This window comes from Leucobacter chironomi DSM 19883 (genome assembly GCF_000421845.1).
Classification (GTDB): Bacteria; Actinomycetota; Actinomycetes; order Actinomycetales; family Microbacteriaceae; genus Leucobacter; species Leucobacter chironomi.
Window position 1 is genome coordinate 62,386 of sequence record NZ_ATXU01000001.1, and the last position, 21,228, is coordinate 83,613.

Annotated in this window: 18 protein-coding genes; 7 read left to right on the forward strand and 11 right to left on the reverse strand. The window is 71.8% G+C overall.

The genetic code is table 11. The features are described from left to right. The first annotated feature begins 102 nt into the window (after positions 1 to 102). Together H629_RS0100235 and H629_RS0100240 are read left to right on the forward strand one after the other, a co-directional pair. Positions 103 to 819 carry an IclR family transcriptional regulator gene (locus H629_RS0100235; protein WP_024355346.1) on the forward strand — a complete coding sequence of 239 codons (717 nt, stop codon included), beginning with the start codon at positions 103 to 105 and terminating at the stop codon, positions 817 to 819. A gap of 164 nt (positions 820 to 983) precedes the next feature. Continuing rightward, positions 984 to 2,798, forward strand: a complete 1,815-nt coding sequence (locus H629_RS0100240) for a thiamine pyrophosphate-binding protein (RefSeq protein WP_024355347.1) — start codon at positions 984 to 986, stop codon at positions 2,796 to 2,798. A gap of 355 nt (positions 2,799 to 3,153) precedes the next feature. Here H629_RS0100240 and H629_RS15330 read toward each other — a convergent pair whose 3' ends face one another. The 8 genes from H629_RS15330 to H629_RS0100280 all read right to left on the reverse strand — a co-directional run bounded on the left by H629_RS15330 (position 3,154) and on the right by H629_RS0100280 (position 12,712). After that, positions 3,154 to 3,741, reverse strand: a complete 588-nt coding sequence (locus tag H629_RS15330; protein ID WP_161607953.1) for a DUF3237 domain-containing protein — start codon at positions 3,739 to 3,741, stop codon at positions 3,154 to 3,156. Positions 3,742 to 3,764: 23 nt separating this feature from the next. Continuing rightward, positions 3,765 to 5,111, reverse strand: coding sequence for a flavin-dependent oxidoreductase (locus H629_RS0100250; protein ID WP_024355349.1), 1,347 nt, complete (start codon positions 5,109 to 5,111; stop codon positions 3,765 to 3,767). Between the two features lie 65 nt (positions 5,112 to 5,176). Continuing rightward, positions 5,177 to 6,814, reverse strand: coding sequence for an amidohydrolase (locus H629_RS0100255; protein ID WP_024355350.1), 1,638 nt, complete (start codon positions 6,812 to 6,814; stop codon positions 5,177 to 5,179). Positions 6,815 to 6,861: 47 nt separating this feature from the next. Beyond that, positions 6,862 to 7,350 carry a DUF3237 domain-containing protein gene (locus tag H629_RS0100260; RefSeq protein ID WP_024355351.1) on the reverse strand — a complete coding sequence of 163 codons (489 nt, stop codon included), beginning with the start codon at positions 7,348 to 7,350 and terminating at the stop codon, positions 6,862 to 6,864. Next, a complete protein-coding gene (locus H629_RS0100265) occupies positions 7,347 to 9,155 on the reverse strand; it encodes an ABC transporter ATP-binding protein (RefSeq protein ID WP_051137754.1) in 1,809 nt (602 codons plus the stop codon). Before H629_RS0100265 ends, H629_RS0100260 begins: the two co-directional genes overlap by 4 nt. Continuing rightward, entirely contained in the window at positions 9,152 to 10,015 is an 864-nt protein-coding gene (locus H629_RS0100270) for an ABC transporter permease (protein WP_024355353.1), read from the reverse strand. Before H629_RS0100270 ends, H629_RS0100265 begins: the two co-directional genes overlap by 4 nt. Then, the gene (locus H629_RS0100275; RefSeq protein ID WP_024355354.1) at positions 10,012 to 10,971 is read right to left on the reverse strand and encodes an ABC transporter permease; all 960 of its coding nucleotides are present in this window, start codon (positions 10,969 to 10,971) and stop codon (positions 10,012 to 10,014) included. The genes H629_RS0100270 and H629_RS0100275 overlap by 4 nt, the downstream gene beginning before the upstream one ends. Positions 10,972 to 11,068: 97 nt before the next feature. Then, complete coding sequence (locus H629_RS0100280; RefSeq protein ID WP_024355355.1) at positions 11,069 to 12,712, reverse strand: ABC transporter substrate-binding protein; 1,644 nt, start codon at positions 12,710 to 12,712, stop codon at positions 11,069 to 11,071. A gap of 123 nt (positions 12,713 to 12,835) precedes the next feature. On the opposite strand from H629_RS0100280, the gene H629_RS0100285 reads away from it, so the two are divergent. Continuing rightward, positions 12,836 to 13,411, forward strand: a complete 576-nt coding sequence (locus H629_RS0100285) for a TetR/AcrR family transcriptional regulator (protein WP_024355356.1) — start codon at positions 12,836 to 12,838, stop codon at positions 13,409 to 13,411. Positions 13,412 to 13,476: 65 nt separating this feature from the next. On the opposite strand, the gene H629_RS0100290 is transcribed toward H629_RS0100285, so the two are convergent. Further along, the gene (locus tag H629_RS0100290) at positions 13,477 to 13,977 is read right to left on the reverse strand and encodes a DUF3237 domain-containing protein (RefSeq protein ID WP_024355357.1); all 501 of its coding nucleotides are present in this window, start codon (positions 13,975 to 13,977) and stop codon (positions 13,477 to 13,479) included. After that, a complete protein-coding gene (locus H629_RS0100295; protein WP_024355358.1) occupies positions 13,974 to 15,701 on the reverse strand; it encodes a CocE/NonD family hydrolase in 1,728 nt (575 codons plus the stop codon). Before H629_RS0100295 ends, H629_RS0100290 begins: the two co-directional genes overlap by 4 nt. 338 nt (positions 15,702 to 16,039) lie before the next feature. Between H629_RS0100295 and H629_RS0100300 the strand changes: the two genes are divergently transcribed. After that, positions 16,040 to 16,609 carry a TetR/AcrR family transcriptional regulator gene (locus H629_RS0100300; RefSeq protein ID WP_024355359.1) on the forward strand — a complete coding sequence of 190 codons (570 nt, stop codon included), beginning with the start codon at positions 16,040 to 16,042 and terminating at the stop codon, positions 16,607 to 16,609. Between the two features lie 367 nt (positions 16,610 to 16,976). Here H629_RS0100300 and H629_RS0100305 read toward each other — a convergent pair whose 3' ends face one another. After that, positions 16,977 to 17,585: a TetR family transcriptional regulator gene (locus tag H629_RS0100305; protein WP_024355360.1), complete on the reverse strand. Its 609-nt coding sequence runs from the start codon at positions 17,583 to 17,585 to the stop codon at positions 16,977 to 16,979. A 111-nt stretch (positions 17,586 to 17,696) separates the two neighbouring features. On the opposite strand from H629_RS0100305, the gene H629_RS0100310 reads away from it, so the two are divergent. From H629_RS0100310 to H629_RS0100320, 3 genes are all read left to right on the forward strand, one after another. After that, positions 17,697 to 18,698 (forward strand): phosphotransferase enzyme family protein, encoded by a 1,002-nt coding sequence (locus tag H629_RS0100310; protein WP_024355361.1) that lies wholly within the window; start codon positions 17,697 to 17,699, stop codon positions 18,696 to 18,698. Positions 18,699 to 18,748: 50 nt separating this feature from the next. Beyond that, the gene (locus H629_RS0100315) at positions 18,749 to 20,017 is read left to right on the forward strand and encodes an aspartate aminotransferase family protein (RefSeq protein WP_024355362.1); all 1,269 of its coding nucleotides are present in this window, start codon (positions 18,749 to 18,751) and stop codon (positions 20,015 to 20,017) included. 61 nt (positions 20,018 to 20,078) lie between these two features. Beyond that, positions 20,079 to 21,041: an AraC-like ligand-binding domain-containing protein gene (locus H629_RS0100320; RefSeq protein ID WP_024355363.1), complete on the forward strand. Its 963-nt coding sequence runs from the start codon at positions 20,079 to 20,081 to the stop codon at positions 21,039 to 21,041. Positions 21,042 to 21,228 lie beyond the last annotated feature (187 nt).

Consider the following 21,228-nt stretch of genomic DNA (forward strand, 5'->3'; position numbering starts at 1 on the left):
ACTATTCGAACATTAAGTTTGATTATCGCACACTCAGAATAAACTGCGGCACGCGATCGCACAACACCGCGGCGAAACAATTCCTACGGAAGAATATGCCTCATGAACACTTCCGCCGCGAGCGGGTCGGCGACCGCCGGATCGCAGACGCTCTCACGAGGACTCCAGGCGCTCGAACTGCTCGCCGAAGCGGAGGCTCCCCTCACGATCAACGAGCTCGCCGAGGGCCTGGGGATCCACCGATCCAACGCCTACCGCATCCTCCGCACCCTCGAGCAGCGCCGCTTCGTCGCCCGCGACGAAGCGGGGCGGATCCGCCTCGGCCCCAAGCTGACCGCGCTCGCCCGCGGCGTCGCCCCCGCCCTGCACACGGCCGCCACCCCCGCGATCACCGATCTCGCCTACCGGCTCGGTATGACCGCGTTCCTCACCGTGCTCGACATCGACGAGGTGGTCACGCTGATCACCGTCGAACCGTCGAACGCGACCGCGATCGCGCGAAACCCCGGCGTGCGCCACCCCGTCGAACGCGGCGCCCCCGGGCACGCGATGGAGGCCTCCCTCTCCGCCGCCGAACGCGAGCGCCTGCTCGGCAGCCCCGAGTTCGGCGAGGCGGCGCTCACCGCGAAGCGTGAGGGCTACGCGATGAGCCGCCACGAGGTCGTCGAGGGCGTGATGGGCGTCGCCGTGCCGCTGCGCATCCCCGGCGAACCGCCCGCCGCCGTGGCCGTCGTGCACTTCTCGCTGCCCGAGACGCTCGACGACGTCGTCGAGGCCCTGCAGGGCGCGGCGCGCGAGATCGCGCAGAGTTACGCCTGAGCCGCCGGTTTTGTCACTAGAATAGGTCCGTCCAGCTCGGTCGGCGCATCCGACCCGGCCGGCTAAGGCGCTCGAAAAAGGGGCGCTGCTGTCGCGGAGGCACGGTTGCCGCCCGACGAGACATACACGGTTCCCAATTCCCTCGAATCTGTCAAGGATCTGTGATGTCCGATTCCACCACCACCTCGCTCACCCGCGCCCTCGCATCGGCTCTGGCCCGCCACGCCGACCAGAGCTTCGGCCTCATGGGCAACGGCAACGCCCACCTCATCGAGCACCTCGCCCAAGTCGGCGTGCCCTACACCGCCGTGCGGCACGAAGCCGGCACCGTCGCCGCAGCCGACGCCTACACCCGGGTGAGCGGCAAGCTCGCGATCGCCACCACCACCTACGGCGCCGGCTTCACCAACACGCTCACCGCGCTCGCCGAGGCCGCGCAGGCCCGCACCCCGATGCTGGTCGTCGTGGGCGATGCGCCGAGCGCCGGCCCCCGTCCCTGGGACGTCGACCAGGAGATGCTCGCCGCCGCCCTCGGCGTGCGCACCCACATGCTCTCGGTCACCAACATCGATCGCACGGTGGATCGGGCCGTCGCCTACGCGCGGCGCGTGCGACGCCCCGTCGTGCTCGGCATCCCCTACGACCTCGTCAACGCGCCCGCCGTCGCCCCGCCTGTCGAAGGCGCGGGCCAGGGCGCCTCGGGATCCGCCGGCATCGACCTCAACGACCCCGCCGTGCTGGCCGCGCTCAGCGCCTCCGTCGCCGAGGTCGCAGCGCCCGCACCGGCCCCCGTCGTCGCACCGCAGACCGAGCGCCTGGGCGGCCCCGCCGGCCACCAGCTCGAGGCCGCCGTGCTCGCGCTGCTCGAAGCCGAACGACCCGTCGTGCTCGCCGGGCGCGGCGCGCACCTCGCAGGCGCCTCGGCCGAGCTGGGCGCAATCGCCGAAGCGCTCGGCGCACTCACGGGCACCACGGCGCTCGCGCGCAGCGTCTTCCCCGACGCCCGCTACGACCTCGGAGTGACCGGCGGCTTCGGCCAGCAGGCCGCGATGGAGACCATCGAGCTCGCCGATGTGGTGCTCGTGGTCGGCGCGAGCCTCAACCAGTTCACCATGCGATTCGGCGACCTCTTCGGCGCCGGCACCACCGTGATCCGCATCGACGACGAGCAGGTCGCCCCGCCCAAGACGAACCGGCCCATCACCCACCTGCTGCTGCAGGGAGACGCCCGCGCGACGCTCGCCACACTGCACGGCGCGCTGCAGGCAGCAGGGCGTCTGCCGAGCGGCTGGCGCGAGAGCGTCGCGGGCCTCGAGCCCGGCGGTGCGCTGCGCGTGCGCGACAACGGCCTGCTCGCCCACCCCGACGGCATCTGCGCCGACGGCCGCCTCGACCCCCGCACCGTCGCCGCGCAGCTCGACGAGCTGCTGCCCGCCGACCGCCACGTCACCACCGACGGCGGGCACTTCATCGGCTGGACCAACACCCGCTGGCACGTCGCCTCGCCCGAGCGCCTCATCATGGTCGGCACCGCCTACCAGACCATCGGCCTCGGCTTCCCCACGGTCGCGGGCGTCGCCGCAGCGGCCCCCGGCACCACCACCGTGCTCAGCACGGGCGACGGCGGCGGCCTGATGGCGCTCGCCGATCTCGAGACCGCGATCCGCACCTCCCCCAGCGGCGTCATCGTCGTCTGGAACGACGGCGCGTACGGCGCCGAGGTGCACCTCTACGGCGAGATGGGCCTCGGACAGGAACCGATGCTCATCCCCGACGTCGACTTCGCTGCGCTCGCGACCGCACTCGGCGCCCAGGGAGTGCGGGTGGAGCGGCTCGAGGATCTGGAGGCGCTGCGCACCTGGACCGCGGCCGGGGCGCAGGGCACGATCCTGCTCGACTGCCGGGTCTCCCGCACCGTGGTCGCCGAGTATCAGCGCGAGATCCAGCGCGTCAACGGGCTCGACCTTCCCGCCGAGTAGACGCCGGAGGCGGGGCCGCCGCGCGGTCCCGCCCGCCCCGGCTTGGCCCGGCCCCGCTTGGCCCGGCCCCGGCTTGGCCCGGCCCCGCTCGGCCCGGCTTGGCCCGGCCCGGCTTGGCCCGGCCCGCCCCGGCTTGGCCAGGCCCGGCCCGGCCCGGCCCCGGCCTCTGACCTTCCCCAAGCCGAGCTTGGCTCAACCAACTCGATCGGGGTCACTTTTGGCCGTGTCGCAGCGCTCGACACGGCCAAAAGTGACCCCGATTCTCGTGGGCGTACCGAGACGCGGGCGCGGCGCCCGGGGTCCCGAGGCGCGGGCGCGGCGCCGGGGGGGGTACCGAGGCGCGGGCGCGGCGGCGTCAATCGACGCGGTAGACGGTGTGACGCACCCGGTCGGCCTCGCGCACGCCGTCAGCCACGAAGAGCGCGTTCTGGAGTTCGGCGAGCGCCGGCTCTGAGGTCTCGAAGCGGATCGTCACCCGGAAGTACACGCCGCCGTCGCGGGCGACCCGCCGCACCCCCACGGCGTGCATCCCGATCAGCACGCCCTGCTCGGTGAGGGCGTCGTAGCGCGCGTCGATCTCGACGGTGGGAATGGCGGCGGGGTCCGCGCTGGGAATGGCGGCGGGACCCGCGCTGGGAGCGGCGGCGGGGCCGCCGCCCGGAACAGCTGCCGGATCCGTCTCCGGATCCGCCTCGCCGACCGCGCCCGCCTGCCGGCGCAGCAGCTGCCGGTCTCCCCCGCCCGGCAGGATCGCGGCGCGCAGGCCGCGCACGGCGCCGCCCGCCTCGGCATCGGCGATCCCGCGCAGCTCGCCGCCGAGGATCGGGGTGAAGCGCCGCTCGCCGTCGCGCGTCGCGCCGAAGTCGCGCGGCTCGCCCAGTTCGACGATGATCTCGCAGACGGGGCTGAGCGCCGCCACGGACCCGGATCCGGGTCGCGGCACGGATCCGGATCCGTCTCCCGCCGTCACACCGCACCGCCCGCGGCGAGCCGATCCGCCGCGGCGAGGCGATCCGCCGCGGCGGAGGGCCCGGCCGCACCCGCGGCCCCCGCCACCCGCGCCGTGAGCGAGGAGCGCGCGTTGAGCTGCTCGGGGTGGAATCCGGCGGCGACCTTGTACTCGGCCGCGATCGACTCCAGCTCCTCGCGCGGGATCACGTCGTGGATGTCGGCGAAGCCCTCGGGCGCCCGCTCGCGCGCGATCTGCATCACTCGCTCGGGCCCCGTCTGCCGGGTGAGTTCGAGCAGGCGCGCGGTAGCCGGCCGCCGTGCGTCCTCGTAGGCGGCGAGCGCCGCGTCGATCGAGGGCGCGGTCGCGAGCTGGTAGGCGAGCGTGCGGGCGTCGAGGGTGGCCTGCGACCCGCCGTTCGACCCGTTGGGGTACATCGCGTGCGCGGCGTCGCCGAGCAGCACGACCCGGCCGAAGACCCACTGCGGAACGGCGTCGCGGTCGACCATCGGGTACTCGAGCAGTTCTTCGGCGTCGGCGATGACGGCGGGGATGTCGAGCCAGTCGGTGCTCCACCCCGCGAAGATCTCGGCGATGGGACCGCGCTCCACCTGCCGGTTCCAGTCTGCTGAGGGCGAGCCCTCGCCGCGGCGCTCGGCGATGAAGTTCAGGCGCTGGCGACCGTCTTCGAGGGGGCCGCTCAGCGGGTACGCCACGAACTTCTGCTCGGCGTCGCCGACCATCACCATGGTGCGGCCGTCGAGCAGCGGCTCTACGAGGGCGGTGCCGCGCCACAGGGTGAGACCGCTCCAGACGGGCTCGCCCTCGGCGGGGTAGAAGAGCTTGCGGGCGGCCGAGTGGATGCCGTCGGCGGCGATCACGAGGTCTGCGGAGAGCTCGCTGCGGCTGCCGTCGGGCAGCTCGAAGACGGCGGTCGCGCCGGGGGCGTGCGGATCGCCGTCGACGCCGTCGCGCAGTTCGACGAGCCGGTGCCCGAGCCTGATGACGTCGCCCAGGCGCTCCTCGACGAGGTCGCGTAGTTCGAGCTGCAGGCGGCCGCGGTGCACGGAGAGCTGCGGCCATTCGTAGCCGGCGTCGCGGCCGCGCGGCTCGCTCCAGATCGGCTGGCCCTGGCGGTTGCAGTAGCTGAGGGTGCCGGGTTCGACGCCGAGCGCGGCGATGCGATCGGCGACGCCCAGCTCGGTGAGCTCGCGCACGGCGTGCGGCAGCAGGTTGACGCCCACCCCCAGCCCGCGGATCTCGGTGGTGCGCTCGGCGACGGTGACGTCGGTGAACCCGGCGGCCTCCAGGCTGAGGGCGGTGATGAGGCCGCCGATGCCGGCGCCGACGATGACGATCTTCATGAGGTGTGCTTCCTTGAACGGTTGAGGTTGGGAGTCAGCGTGGTTCGCGCGGGGTGCGGCGCGGATCAGGCGGCGGGCCGCTCGTGCACCACTTCGCCGGCCACGACCGAGACGGCCGTGCCGACGCGGAAGAGCTGGTCGGCGGGGATCTCGAAGGGATCCTCGGTGGCGACCACGAGATCAGCCCGCTCCCCCACGCGCACGCGGCCTGCGACGCCGAGCACGAGCGAGGCCGAGCCGCTCGTGTAGGCGGCCAGCGCCTCGGCGAGCGTGAGGGCCTGCGAGGGGTCGAGCGGCGGCAGCCCCGCGCCGGGGCCCAAGGGGTGGGCGCGGTTGACGGCGACGTGGATCGCCTGCCACGGGTCGGCGAGCGACACGGGCCAGTCGGACCCCATCGCGATGTCGGCGCCGCTCTCGACGATGGCGCGGAACGGATACGACCGGGCCGACCGTTCTTCGCCGACGACGGCGATCATGGACGGGTCGGTGGTGGCCCAGAGCCCCTGGATGTTGGCGGTGACGCCGAGCGGTCCGAAGCGCTGCGCGTCATCGGGGGCGATCATCGAGAGGTGGGCGAGGTGGTGGCGCTGGCCGGGGCCGTTCGCCTGGCGGGCGGCTTCGATCGCATCGAGTGCGACGCGGGTGCCGCGGTCGCCCATGACGTGCAGGTGCAGGGCGAAGCCTCGTGCGTCGAGCCGGATCGCGAGCTCGCGCATGGTCTCGGCGTCGATGTGCAGTTCGCCGGAGTGCGGGTGCGAGCAGTAGGGGTCGAGCAGCGCGGCGGTCTCGCCCTGCGGCACGCCGTCGACCATCGCCTTGCACGTCGATGAGGGCAGCCCGGCGGCTTCGTTCTCGGCGCGGCGACGTTCGAAGCGCTCCACGAGCGCGGGCACGTCTGCGACGGTCGTGCCGGCCGGGATCCACAGCGCACCCGAGACGCGGCTGCGCAGCGAGCCGTCCGCGACCGCGGCGAGGTAGGCGGGGGTGCAGTCGGCCTTGCCGTTGAACTCGCCGAGGATCGCCTCGTGCCAGCCGGTCACGCCGAGCGACCACAGGAAGCGCTGCGCCTCCAGCAGGCCGTCGGTCATCTCGGCGACGGTCGCGGCCGGGATGAACGGGGCGAGCAGTTCGACGCCGCCCTCGTTGAGGTAGCCGGTGGGGTCGCCGTGCTCGTCGTGGTAGACGTGGCCGTTGGCCGGCTGCGGCGTATCGCGGTCGATGCCGGCGATCTCGAGCGCGCGGCTGTTCGCCCAGAGGGTGTGGTGGCCGGCGTCGCTGAGCGCCACGGGCCGATCGGGCACGATGGCGTCGAGCATCTGGCGGGTGGGGTGCGGCAGCAGTTCGTGCGCCCAGCCGCCGCCGACGAGCCAGGCGTCGCCGGCGCCGGCGCGGTCGAGCTCGGCGGCGGCCCGGGCGATGAGTGCGAGCGTCTCGTCGACGGAGCCCGCAGGGGTGAGGTCGAGGCTCAGCCGTTCGACGCCGGCGAAGACGGCGTGGGCGTGGGCGTCGACGAAGCCGGGCAGGATCGCACTGCCGCGGGCGTCGATCACGCGCGTACCGGGGCCGCGGTGGCCGAGCACGGCGGCGTCGTCGCCGACCGCGATGATGCGATCCGCGCGCACGGCGACGGCGGTGTGCGCGGTGCGCAGCCGGCCGTCGAACACGCGGCCGGAGACGATGCAGAGATCTGCGGGTACTGACATGGTGGCTGCTTTCTGGGGACGTTTCTGAGGGATCGTGACGGGCGGCGCTACACCAGCCGGAACACGCGGATCACCACGCGGCCGGGCTCGGGGCGCGCGTAGCCCACGAACTGCGATTCGGCGAGCCATCGCAGTTCGGGGTGCTCGGTCTGGAACACGAAGGCGGTGCGGTAGTAGAGCTCGCGCTCGCCCACGTGCTCCCCGGCGAGCATGCGCGCGAAGCCGTCGGGGTCGGTGCGCCAGGTGCCGCGGTTGACCACGTCGACCGCGGCCGTCCCGCCGCCGGGCAGCTCGGCCTCGATCACGTAGCGCGCGTCGAGCCGCACGACGAGGCCGCGGCCGTGCCACCAGTCGCCGCCGCCGGGCAGGATGCGTCCGCGCAGGCGGGGGCCCTCGAACGCGCCGCCGGTGATGCCGGCGAAGTGCAGCCCCTCCCCCTCGTCCGAGCCGCCGAGGGGGATGGCGTCGGCGACGTCGACGCGCAGTTCGAAGCAGTACTCGAAGGCGGGTTCGATGAGTTCCAGTGCGGGGGTCATGCGAGGTCCTCCAGGTCGGGGATGGTGTGTGCGGCGGTGACGACGGGGATCGCCGAGGTGCGTCCGAGGCGGCGTCGGCGCGGCTTCCATCCCTCGCGCGGGATGGAGTCGAGCAGCAGTCGGGTGTACTCGGCGCGGGGTGCGTCGAGGATCTCGTCGGCGGTGCCGTACTCCTCGACCGCGCCCTGCCGCATCACGGCGACGCGGTCGCAGAGGCGGCGGATCACGGTGAGGTCGTGGGTGATCATGAGCAGCGCCACGCCGGTGTCGCGGCGGATCGCGTCGAGCAGCGAGAGGATCTCGACCTGGGTGGTGACGTCGAGCGCGGAGACTGCTTCGTCGAGCACGAGGATGCGCGGATCGGCGGCGAGCGCCCGGGCGATGGCGACGCGCTGGCGCTGCCCGCCGGAGAGGGCGCGCGGCCTGGCTTCGAGCAGGGCGCCGTCGAGGTGCACCTGCCGCATCAGCTCGTCGATGCGGGTGTCGACGGCGCTGCGCGTCTCGCGGGGGCGGTGGACGCGGATCGCCTCGGTGAGGCACTCGCGCACGGTCTGCCGCCGGTCGAGCGACTGGTACGGATCCTGGAACACCATCTGCACGGTCTTCGCGCGGGCGCGGCGGGCGGCGGTGCCGCGCGCGGGGACGCTCCAGTCGTCGCCGGCCACGGTCACGGTGCCGGCGTCGGCGCGTTCGAGGCCGCAGATGATGCGGGCGGTGGTCGATTTGCCCGATCCGGACTCGCCCACGATGCCGAGCGAACCGCCGGGGGCGAGATCGAAGGCGACGTCGTCGACGGCCACGAAGGTGTCGTGCCCGGCTCCGGTCGCGCTGCGCACCCGGAAGGTCTTGCGCAGTCCGGATACCGCGAGGATCGGCGCGGGCCCCGGGCCGGGGTCGCGGCGCCCGCCCGTCGATGTTTCGGGCGACGCCGATGCTTCGGACGAGTCCCCGGCCTCTGCTCCGAAAGATCGGTGCGATCCGAAACTCGGACGGGCGGATCCGGATCCGCCGTCATCCGCGGGCAGCGACGCCGACATGAGTACGCGCGTGTACTCCTCGCGGGCGTCGCGGCGCATGGTCGCCGACCGCAGCGTCTCGATGGTGCGGCCCTGCCGCATCACGGCGACGCGATCCGTCACCGCGGCGGCGAGCGCGAGATCGTGCGTGATGAACAGCATCGACAGCTCGCGGTGCTTCCGCAGCTCCCCGATGACGGCCATGACCTCCTCCTGGGTGGTGACGTCGAGGGCCGTCGTGATCTCGTCGGCGAGCAGGATCTCCGGGTCCATCGCGAGGGTCGCGGCGATCATCACGCGCTGCAGCAGGCCGCCCGACAGCTCGGCCGGGAACTGCCGCAGACGGCGCGCGGGATCGGTGATCCCGACCTCGTCGAGCAGTTCGAGGGCCCGCGCCCGGGCGCTGTCGGGTTTCGCGCCCGCGACCGTGACGAGCGCTTCGGTCATGAAGTCGCCGATGGGGCGCAGCGGGTTGAGGTGGGCGCGCGGCGTCTGGAAGATCATGCCGATGCGGCGGGCCCGCAGCTCCCGCAGCTCGCGCGCGCTCAGCTCGGCGGTGTCGCGGCCGAGGATGCGGATGGCGCCACCGGTCTCGAAGTGGGCGGGCAGCAGCCCGGCGACGGCGCGCACCGAGAGCGTCTTGCCGGATCCCGACTCTCCGACGAGGCCCACGGCCTCGCCGGGACCGACGTGGAGGGTGCAGTCGTGCACGAGGGTACGGCCCGGCATCGAGATCGACAGCCCGTCGAGTTCGAGCACGGGCGCGGCGGTGTTCTCGGAGGTGCTCATCGTTCCTTCTCCTCTGCCCAGGTGGTGACGCGAGCCCCGATGATGCTCACCGACAGCACGGTCAGCACGACGAGGATCGCGGGGAACAGCGACTGCTCGGGGGCGCCCGCGAGGATGCCGGCCTGGCCGCTCGCGATCATGGATCCCCAGTCGGCGGCGGGCGGCTGCTCGCCCAGGCCGAGGAACGAGATCGCGGCCAGGTCGAGCATGGCGTAGCCGAAGCCGACGGCCATCTGCGCGGCGACCACGGGCACGAGTGCCGGCACGAGGTGCTTGAAGCAGATCGCGAGGCTCGACACCCCCTGCACCCGCAGCGCAGCGATGTAGGGCTTGCCGAGTTCGCGCGACGCCGCGGTCTGCGTGAGGCGGGCGACGACGGGGATGTAGGCGATCGAGAGCGCGATGACGGGGGCGACGAGCCCCTTCCCGAACATGGCGACGGCGAGCACGGCGAGCACGAGGCCCGGGATCGCGAAGATGACATCGACGACGCGGGCGATGGTGCCGCGCAGCGCACCGCCGAACCAGGCGGCGAGCAGCGCGAGCGAGGCGCCCGCGACGGTCGAGAGGATCACCACGAAGACGGGGGCGACCACGCTGGCCCGGGCCCCGGAGAGCACCCGCGACAGGATGTCGCGGCCCACGTCGTCGGTGCCGAAGGGGTGCTCGGCCGAGACGACGCCGTTGACGTCGCCGGCGTAGAGCTCGGTGGGGTCGTAGGGCGCGATCCACGGGCCGATGGCCGCGGCGAGCGCGATGGCGCCGAACACGGCGAGGGCCGTGACGAACATCCAGTCCTTCTGGGCGGCGCGGATCGCGGCCTTCGGCGCGCGGCCGGATGCGAGCTGTGCGACGCTCATGCCTGCCTCCCTGCGGTGATGGTGTCGGGGTCGATGAGGGCGCTGAGCAGGTCGGCGACGGCGTTCAGCACGACGAAGATGGCGACGAGCAGCAGCGACACGAGCTGCACGACGGGCAGATCCTTGCGCGCGGCGGCTTCGGTGAGCAGCGAGCCGATGCCGCCGAGGCCGAAGGCCTGCTCGGCGATGGCGGAGGCGGCGAAGAGGCCCGCGATGGTCGTGCCCGAGATCGCGAGGATCTGCGGCGACGCGTTGCGGAACACGTGCACCCGGAAGATGCGGCCGCGCGGGATGCCGCGCACCTTCGCGGTCTCGACGTGCTCGGAGTGCAGCTGCGCCACGAGCGAGGAGCGGGTGACGCGGCTGATGTAGGCGATGAACATGACCGAGAGGGAGACGGCCGGCAGGATCAGGTGCCACACCCGGTCCCATCCTCCCGATCCCTCGCCGAATACGGGGAACCACCCGAGACTCTTCGCGAAGATCCAGATCAGCAGGATCGCGACGACGAAGGTGGGCAGGGCCATGCCGAGCGAGGTGGCGACGGCCACGGCGCGATCCACTGCGGGGCCGCGGGTAGCGGCGAGGATGCCGGATCCGACGCCGAACACGAGGATGATCGCGACGGTGAGCAGCACCAGTTGGAAGGTGACGCCGAAGCGCGGCGCGACGAGGTCGATCACGTCGGTCTTGTAGACGAAGGATCGGCCGAAGTCGCCCGTGAAGACGCCGCCCAGCCACTGCAGGTAGCGCGACCAGATGGGGTCGTCGAGGTGGTATTCCGCGCGGATCTGCGTGATGAGCTCGGGGGTGGGCTTCGCCCCGCCCGCGAGCGCCGCGATGGGGTCGCCGGGCGTGAGCAGCAGGGCGGAGAAGATGACGACGCTCGACAGGAAGAGGGTCAGCAGCAGGCCGCCCAGCCTTCCGAGCAGCGTGCGCAGCACGAGTCCGTTCACCGTGTGTGTTCCTTACCTTGTGGGTCTGTTCGTGCGGGCCGGTGGCCGACCCGGAGCGCGTCGCGGGGTGTCGCCTCGACGCGCTCCGGGCGGGCGCCTACTTGCCGCCGAGGTGCAGCGCCCAGGGGCTGCTGTAGATGGCGATCGAGGTGGTGGCGCCGGTCAGCTCATCCGAGAGGTAGGTGAGCTGGTAGGAGCCTGCGAGGGTGACCTGCAGCTGGTCGGGGGCGAAGATGCGCTGCGCGGCGACGAACTCCTCTGCGGCCGTCTGCGGGTCGGCGGCGGTGCGGGAGGCCTCCATGTGCGCGGTGACCTCGTCGTTCGAGTACCGGCTCCAGTTGAACACGCCGCCGCGGTCCTCGGGCATCATGAACAGCGAGGGGTAGCCGCCCACGGTGGGCGTCTCGATGTAGCCCTGGGTGGCGACGAAGTCGATGCCGTCGCGGGCGCCCGGGTCGTAGAACATGGCGCCGAAGTCGGCGGGCTGCATCTCGTTGATCTCGATGTCGAGCCCGATGCTCTTGCCGGCGCTCTGGATGATCGCGGCGGTCTGCTGGAACTCCTTGGCGCCGGCCGGGATCGCGACGACGAGCGGGGCGCTCACGTCTTCGCCGCTGTCGGCGATGAGCTGCTTCGCGCCTTCGAGGTCGACCTCGGGCGCTGCGAGCTCGTCGTAGCCGGCCTGGTAGATCTCGCTGGCCTCGGTCTGGTTGAAGGTGAACGGGGGCACGATGGTCTTCTGCACCTCGCCGAGCCCGTTCAGCACGGTGTCGATGTACTTCTCGCGATCGATGGCGAGGCTGAGGGCCTGGCGGATCGCGGGGCTTGCGGCGGGGCCCTCGGCCGTGGCGGGGCCGAAGCTGAAGGAGGCGGTCGAGGGGCCGACGATCAGGCTGCCGGCGCCGTCGCCTTCGAAGGCGCCGCGCGAGCCCGGGGGCACGTTGAAGGCGCCGTCGATCTCGCCCTCGGTGAGCGCGGTGGTGAGCGTCGAGCCGTCGGTGACGAAGACGTACTTGAGCGTCTGCACGAGCGGGGCGCCGCCCCAGTAGCTCTCGTTGGCGGTGGTGACGATCTCACTGCCGGGCTTCCAGCCGCCGGATTCGAGCTGGTAGGGGCCGGTGCACATGAGGCCGCCCTCGGAGGTTCCGAGCGAGGGTCCGGCCTGTTCGCCGTAGGCCTTGCTCATCACGGCTCCGCCGCCGCCCGCGAGGGAGTCGAGGAAGGTGGAGTCGGGGGCGTTGAAGCGGATCGTGACCTCGAGGTCGCCGGTCTTCTCGATGCCGGAGACGAGCACGAAGGCGGCGTACCACTGCGAGGCGGGGTTCTGCCCGCGCTGCAGGCTGTAGACCACGTCGTCGGCGGTGAGGGGCGTGCCGTCCCAGAAGGTGACGTCGTCGCGCAGGGTGAGCTTGAGCGTGACGGGGTCGACCCACTCGGCCTTCTGCGCGACGCCGGGCTCGATCGAGAAGTCGGGCTGCAGCTGCATGAGGTTCTCGCACAGGTTGGGGATGATCACGGTCGCGGACGATCCGGGATCGAGTGTGGCCGGTTCGCCTTCGACGACCGACCACACGATCTCGTCGACGGGGTTCTCGGCCGCGGGCAGCGAGGCGACGAGCTGGGCTTCGTCGACCGATGCGCGGTTCTGGGAGGCGCCGCCCTCACGGGGCGCGCAGGCGGTGACGGCGAAGAGCGCCGCTGTTCCGAGCGCCAGTCCTGCGACCAGTCCGCTTCGTTTCATGGTTCCGTCCTTTCGGAATCGCTTCGGGGTGGATCGTCGGTGATCCGCTCCGCAGTCATCATAATATAACGCTGTTGTACATCAATGTTGCATTTTGGTCTCATCGCTCGCTAGGCTCGCGATATGCCCAAGGACATCGACCGCGAAGCGCGACTGCAAGCCATCGCCGAAGCCACGATCCGCGTCGCCCGCACCTCCGGCGCGAACGCCGTCACTATCCGCGCGGTCGCCCGCGAACTGGGCGGATCCACCACTCTCGTCACGAACTACCTCCCCTCGCGATCCGAGCTCATCCTCAACGTGCTCGACCGGGCGAGCGCTCGCTGGCGGGCCGAGTACGAGGGCGCCGCCGACGGGCTCTCGGCGGCCGAGCGCTTCGAGGCGCTCGTCTCGTGGGAGCCCGAACCCGACGAGGTCGAGCCGGTGCTGCGCGCCCTCATCCTCGAGATCGTCGCGAACGCCGAGACCGAACCCGCGCTGCGCGACGCGCTGCGCCGGGAATCCGAGTCGTACCGCGCCGTGCTGCACGAAGCCGCCCGCGAGGCGGGCTACGCCGACCCCGCCCTCGCGACCGAGCTCGGCTATCTGCTGCTGCGCGGCTCCTACTTCGCGAACGCCGAGGATCCCGCCCACTGGCACCCCGCACGCACCCGCGAGATCACGCTCTCGGCGCTGCGCGCCCTGCCCCAAGCGCGCTGAACCAGCGCCGCCCGGGCACGCGTGAGCGCCGATCCGCAGCGCGATCCCACTCCCGCTCCCGCGCATCATCGCACCGCGAAGACCCGGATGCACACCTGCGGCTCGCCGTTCTCGCCCTCGCCATCGCGGGCGAGGCCGATGAACTGGTGTTCGGCGAGCCAGCGATGCGCCGGCGCATCGGTCTGGAAGACCGGCGCCGTGCGGAAGTACAGGCCGGGCTCCTCCTCAGGCACCTGCTCGCCGCGCTCCATGCGCACCATCACCTCATCAGTAGCGCGGAAGTACCCCCGGTTGAGCACGTCGATCACGGCGCCGTCGTCGGCGCGGATGAGATAGCGGGCCTCGAGCTGGGCTGTGCCCGAGCGCTCGACCGCCCAGTCGCCGCCGCCCGTGAGCACCTCGCCGTTCAAGCGCGGCCCGGCGACGCTGCCGCCCGAGACCGGGGTGAAGGTGAGCACCTCGTCCGCGCCGCGGCCGATCCGCAGATCGGGATCGATGGTCGCCCGGATCTCGAAGACGTACTCGAGCCTCGGCTCGGGCAGGGCGGGGGTCTCAGCCGCGGTCATGCGAGTGCTCCTTCCAGCACGGGGATGTCGATGGCGAAGGCATCGGGGCCCCCGATCGTGATGGTCTGCGTATTGGGGAGCATCCGCTCCCCCTCCGTCCACGGGTCGCCCCCCGTGCCCGGCTGCGGCAGAAACTCCGGGTAGTCGCTGCTCGACACGTGCACCCGCAACCGGTGCCCGGCGCGCAGCCGGTAGCCCACCTGGCCGAGATCGATGTCGAGCACTCCGGGCCGCGTCGCATCGCGCAGCTGCAGCTGCCCGCGCGCGATCCTGAGGGCGGAGCCGTCGGGCGCCACGTCGAGCAGCCGCACGAAGCAGTCGGCGACGGGGCCGCTCGAGCACAGGCCCACCCGCGCCCGGACGGGGCCGGCGAGGTCGACCGCGGCCGGCTGCGCCGGCCCGTCGAACACGAGCACATCGCCGCGGGCGCCGATGGGCGCCTCGTCGGGCAGGTGCAGGAGGTACGAGAAGGCGTCGGGCACGCTCGACGGCACCGGATCCGCAGGATCGTGCACCCAGGTCTCGGCCCGCGCCGAGGCCGGCCGCTGCACCGCCAGCCCGCCCTCGGCGGTCGCGAACCTCGTCTCGACGCGCATTCCGGGAGGCGGCCACGCGGCATCGCTGCGCAGTTCGTCGGTGCCCGCGAGGTTCCAGCGCACGCGAGGCACATCGCCCGGGCGGCCCGCTCCCCGTACGAAGACCTCGAAGAACTCCAGCGCCGGGTCGAGATAGGCGGGCAGCATGGCGCGCACCTGCGCCTCGCTGCGATCCTCCACCCGATCCTCCGCCGATTCCAGCAGCGCATGGTTCTCGTGATCGATGGACTCGATGCGCAGATAGTGGTGCGCATCCCAGTGGGGGTGCTGCGCGATCTCGGCCACGTCGGCCCACGAGAGCGGGGCGCAGTTGTCCCACCAGCCGATCGTGTGCAGCACGGGCACCGAACGCCCGGCGAAAGGGCTGCCGAGCGGGAAGCGCGGCAGCGTTACCGGGTGGGGCGTCCACTGGTCGTACGAGATCGAGCGATGGCCACGTTCGGCCATGAACGCCTCGGCCTGCGCCGCGAAGTCGCGCCGCGACCAGTCGGGCTCCCACAGGTAGGTGTCGTTGCCGAAGAAGTGGGTGAGCGGGTAGAGGTTCGTGATGCCCATCTCGACGGCGCGCGTGCGGTCGCCGGGGTCGCGGTGAACGGGCTCACCCAGCCGGGTGCCCGTGACACGGGGTGCGATCGCTTTGAGCGCCGGATGGCCGCTCGCGGCAGCCGCCCACTGCGTGTAGCCGTAGTAGCTGTCGCCCCACATGGCGACGCGCCCGTTCGACCACGGCTGCTGCACGACCCAGTCGAGAGTGTCAGCCCCGTCGCGCACCTCGTTGACGAAGAGCAGCGCATCGCCCTCCGAGCGGAACTTGCCCCGCACGTCCTGTGCGACGACGCGGTATCCGCGCGCGGTGAAGTACTCGGCGATGAGCGGGATGAAGGTGTACTCGCCGCTCTTGTCGTAGGGCAGGCGGATCAGGATCGTGTCGCCCGGGGTCTCGTCGCGCGCCGTCTCGGCCCCGTCCTCCGCTGCACGCTGCGGGGCGGGATGCGCGGCCGGCTCTGCCGCGACCGCCGGCAGGTAGACGTCGGCGGCGAGGATCACGCCGTCGCGCATCCGCACCCGCTCCTCGCGAGCGAGCGGGCTCACGGGTGCCGGGCCGAGGCGATGGTACTGCGTCGTCATGTCGCTCCTTCGGGACGTGGTTCGGTGACGGCCGGGGCGACGACGCGGGCTGCGCGGCGCACGGGAGGAACCCGTCTGCACGATGCAGCACGGCCTCCCCTCGATGCGAGGCGCCCTTCGCCGGGTGGACCCCGCGACCGGGTGAGACCCAAGCTAGAGGGTGGAAACCAATTTAGTCAAGTCCGACTAGACAATTTTTGTTCGCCGCGAGATCCCGCTATTCTTCGGGGAGGCGCCTCGACCCTCGCGACCCCCCGCGACCCCCGCGCCACCGATCGATCACACCGAGCGATCAGACCGAGCGATCACACCGATCCGCCAGACCGAAAGGAGCGCGCATGGCCCGCCCCTCTGTCGCCGACGAACGCCGCGAGCAGATCATCGAGGCCACGCTGCGCACCATCTCCGAGCACGGCATCAGCAAGACCACGCTCGACCGCATCGCCGACACCGCCGGCATGTCGCGCGGGCACGTGCGGCACTTCGTCGGCAACCGCGACCGGCTGCTGCTCGACGCGGCCCGCGCCTTCTACGCCGACGAGAACGGCGAACCCGCGATCCTGCCAGCCGCCGTCGACGACCTCGACGGCGCACTCGACTTCCTCTTCGGCGGCGAGTTCGCCGCATCCACCTCGGAGAACGCGATCGTGCTCGCCTTCGTCGAGCTGGCGCGCACCACCCCCGAGATCGCCGACGTGCTCGCCGCATCGTACGCGTCGACCCGTGAACGCCTCGCCGCCTACATCGCCCGGGCGAAACCGCACGCCGCGGCCGCCGCGCGCGAAGCCGCCGCGCAGGGAGTGCTCTCCACCGCGCTCGGCAACGTGTTCATCGGCGACTTCGACCGCGATGAGGGCCGCACCGCCCGCGCGCGCGCCGCGGTCGACGCCCTGCTGGCCGCGCTCTAGCGATCCGCCCGTAGCGCAAGCCGCGCCGGCGCCGGCGCCGGCGCCGAAAGGCGAGTTTCGCACGTCTTGCCCCGTCTGAGCATGCGTTATCCGCCACTCAACGATGGCTCGCCCTGGCCCAGCTCCCTCCAACGCCACCAATCCTGCCCACCACCCGAGTCGGGGTCACTTTTGGCCGTGTCGCAGCACGACACGCGACCAAAAGTGACCCCGATCTCAGAGGAAGCGCCGGGACGACAACGGCGCGACGGTGGCGGGGCGGCCAAGCGGCCGAGCAGCCGAGCGGCCGAGGGGCCGAGCCGAGCCGAGCGGCCGAGAGGCCGAGCCGAGCAGCCGAGAGGCCGAGCCGAGCCGCCGCGACGCGGCGTCAGCGCGCGGCGAGGCCGTCGATGAGACGGGCGAAGGCGGCGAAGGCGCGATCGGCGTCGCGATGACCCGCGGCGACTCCGGTCGCGGCTTCTCGCAGCGCACCAACGAGCAGGGCGGCGACGGCGTCGGCGTCGACGGTCGCGTCGACTTCGCCCGCGGCCTGCGCGGCTTCGAGCGTTTCGCGGATCATGAGGATGCTCGCGCCGGATCCGATGCCGCGCTCGGCGCCGTCGACGATGAGGGTGGGGCCGGAGACGTTGTAGAAGTGGCCGATGCGAGGGTCGTCGGCGAGGTCGAACATGGCGCGGGCGTGGGCGACGAGGCGGCCGCGCCAGTCGCTGGCGGCCGATACGCCGGCGCGAGTGCGCTCGACGAGGCCGTGCCCGAGGTGGGCGTAGGCGGCGCGCAGCAGTTCGTCGCGGCCGCCTGGGAAGTAGGCGTAGACCGTGCCCCGGGACACCCCGGACTCGGCCGAGACCCGCTCGATCGTGGTGTCGGCGAGGCCGGCCTGGCCGATGACGGCGAGCACGGCGTCGACGAGCTCCTCCCGCGTGCGCTGCTGCCGTCGCTGGCGCAGCGTGGGGGGCGCGGTGGTGGCGGATCGCATGCCCTCAGTGTAGAAGCCGGAACCGCACTTGTGCACTCCGAGTACGCTTTCTATACTCGGAGTATAGTTTTCCGTCGGGTCGGTCCGACGGCGCCCGCCGGAAGGAACCGCATGATCACCGTCGATCTCCCCGTCGCCACCGAGCTCGCCCGCGAAGCGCTCTCCGAGTACGACCTCGACCCCGGCACCGACCTCTCCCTGCTCAAGCAGCGCGAGAACTTCGTCTTCTCGCTCACCTCGGACGGCACCGACTACGTGCTGCGGGTGCACCGTCAGGGTTACCACTCCGACGACGAGCTCGGCTGCGAGCTCGACTTCGTGCGCGCACTGCACGGCGAGGGCGTCGCGGTGCCGAACTTCGTGCCCGCCCGCGACGGCCGTGGCTTCTGCGTGGTGGGTCGCGACCACGCGGCCGGGGCCCACCAGGTCGACCTGCAGCACCTCATCCCGAACCAGGGCAACTTCGGCGATGAGCGCACCGCCGTCGCCGGCACCGCCGATCTCGACGTCGCCGACTTCGCCGAGCTGGGCCGGCTGACGGCCGAGGTGCACGACGCCACCGAGCGCTCCGGCTACCGGATGGCGGTCCCGCGCGACGACTGGGATCTCGACGGGCTCGTCGGGCCGCAGCCCGCCTGGGGCGATCCGCTGCGCATCGCGGAGCTGCAGGGCGAGGAACGCGAGGCCGTCGTCGCCGCGATCGCGCGGATCCGCGACGCGCTCGGCGCCTACGGCACGCCCGCGCACCGCTTCGGTCCGATCCACGCCGATCTCACCCCCGAGAACGTGCTGCGCACCGACGACGGCCTGGTGCTCATCGACTTCGACGACTTCGCCGCCGGCTGGCACCTCTTCGACCTCGCGACCGCCCTGTACTTCTTCACGCCCCACCCGCGGTACGCCGAGTACCGCGACGCGCTCTTCGCCGGCTACGAGTCGGTGCGCCCGCTCGACGCCGCGGACTTCGCGGTGTTCCCGGCGATCCTGCTCGCCCGCGGCCTCACCTACCTGGGCTGGGCGGCGGACCGCCGCGGCGAGCCCACCGCCGAGTGGCACGCCACCACCGTGCTCCCCCACATCGTCCGCCTGTCGCGCGATCTCATCGCCGACTGACGAGACACTCCCCACGACCGCCCCGCAACCGCCCACCTGAGGAGCACCGCATGACCTCCAACGCCGAACTGATCGAGCGCCGCAACCGCACCATCGGCCCGTACTCTCCGCTCTTCTACTCAGAGCCCCTGCAGCTCGTGTCGGCGAAGGGCGTGTGGTTCACCGAGGCCAGCGGCGAGCGCTACCTCGACGGCTACAACAACGTGCCCCACGTCGGCCACTGCAACGACCGCGTAGTGGCAGCGCTGGCCGAGCAGGCCGCGACGCTCAACGTGCACACCCGCTACCTGAACGAGCGGGTGGTCGACTACTCCGAGCGCCTGCTCGCGACTTTCGACCCCGGCCTCGATCGGGTGTTCTTCGGCAACTCGGGATCGGAGGCCAATGAACTGGCGATCCGCATCTCGCGCCAGCTCACGGGCAGCACGGGCATGATCGTGTCGGATTACAGCTACCACGGCACCACGATCACGCTCGCAGGTCTCACCACCGGCCTCAAGACCGCGACGCCGCTCGACCCGAACGTGCGCCCGCTGCGGATCCCGGATCTGGATCGCGATCCGCGCCCCGAGGCGGAGGTGCTCGCCGAGACCCTCGCCGAGCTCGATGCGGCCATCGCCTCGCTGCAGGAGGCCGGCTACGGCGTCGCGGCGTGCCTCTTCGATCCGCTGTTCTCGACCGAGGGGATGCCGCGCCTGCCCGAGGGACTGGTGCAGGGCATCGTCTCCCGGGTGAAGGCCGCCGGCGGCATGGTGATCGCCGACGAGGTGCAGAGCGGCTTCGGCCGCACGGGCACCCACATGTGGGGGCACCAGTACGCGGGCATGGCGCCCGACCTCGTGACGATGGGCAAGCCGATGGGCAACGGCCACCCGATGTCGGCGGTCGTCACGAGCGAGGCCGTGCTCGACGCCTTCGGCTCGACGAACGAGTTCTTCAACACCTTCGCGGGCAATCCGGTGTCGGCCGCGGTCGGCGAGGCCGTGCTCGTCGAGATGGCCGAGGAGGGGCTGATGGCCCGCGCCGAGACGCTGGGCGCTGCCGCGGCTGAGCGATTCCGCGTGTTCGCCGACCGGTACGACTTCGTGCGCTCGGCGAAGGGCGTGGGCATGTTCCTCGGCCTCGACTTCGCGGTCGACGGGGAGCCGGCGCCGCAGCTCGCGAAGCAGGTCGTGGAGGCGATGAAGGCCCGCAAGGTACTCATCTCGCGGATCGGCCGCGACGAGAGCGTGCTGAAGGTGCGCCCGCCGCTCGCGTTCGGCGAGGCGGAGCTTCCGATCCTGCTCGACGCCCTCGAGGAGACCCTCGCGCAGGTTTAAGAGGTATCCTCTCGACAGGGTGTTGCATCAAGGGCGTTGCATCATGAGAAAGGTGAATGGCATGCCGACTGCAGAACAGCAGAATGTCTCTCGCGCGGAGACTCGGCCGACACAGGTCGAGAGCCTCGGCGTGTTCCGCCGCATGGTGTCGACCTCGTTCGTGCCGCTCGAGATCAGTGCTGAGCACGGCGGGCCGTTCGCGGCACGGCTCTGCTCCGCCGATGCCGACGACGTGGTGTTCACCGAGGTCGTGGCGAAGCCGCACCTCGTGGAGCGCACGCCCGAGACGATCGCGAACGGCGGCAGCGGCTACTACAAGGTGAGCCTGCTGCTCTCGGGCAGCAGCATCCTGGTGCAGGACGGCAAGGAGTTGGTGATGCGGCCGGGGGATCTCTCCGTGTACGACACCTCGCGACCGTACTCGCTGCTCTTCGGCGAGGATTTCCGCAATCTCATCATGATGTTCCCGAAGGATCGGCTCGAACTGCCGAGCACCTTCACCGAGCAGTTGACCGCGGTGTCGCTGAGCCAGGAGCACCGGGGCATCGCACCGGTGATCACGGCGTTCCTGTCGCAGTTCCCGTCGCAGCTGGCGCATCTGTCGGATCCGGTGCGGGCGAAGCTCGCGCACACGAGCCTCGATCTCATGGGCACGCTCTTCTCGAGCATCCTCGACGCCGAGCCGGGTCAGCGCGATCCCCATCAGGTGCTGCTGCAGAAGATCTACGGCTACATCGATCAGCATCTCTCGTCGACGGATCTCTCCCCCGGCAGCATCGCGGCGGCCCACTACATCTCGACCCGCCACCTGCACTCGCTCTTCCGGCAGGCCGACACCACGGTGTCGACCTGGATCCGGGAGCGCCGGCTCGAGCGCTGCCGGGCCGACCTGCTCGATCCCGTGCTCAGCGATCGCACCGTCTCGGCGATCGCGGCCCGCTGGGGCTTCACCGATGCCGCGCACTTCAGCCGCGTGTTCAAGGCGGCCTACGGCGTCTCGCCGAGCGACCTGCGACGCGTCTGAGGCATCCGGGAAGCGTTTCTCCGCCGGTCGATCCCCGGCGGGGAGACCCTTCGGCGCACCCGTTTTCGGGCACGCTCCGCACGTGCGAACCACCCCTCGCGCACCCGACCGAAACCGAGTCGTGATACTCGTTGACCGATAGCGCACGACCGTTGTCGCAGGCGGTGCTCGCGGGCCACGGGACCCC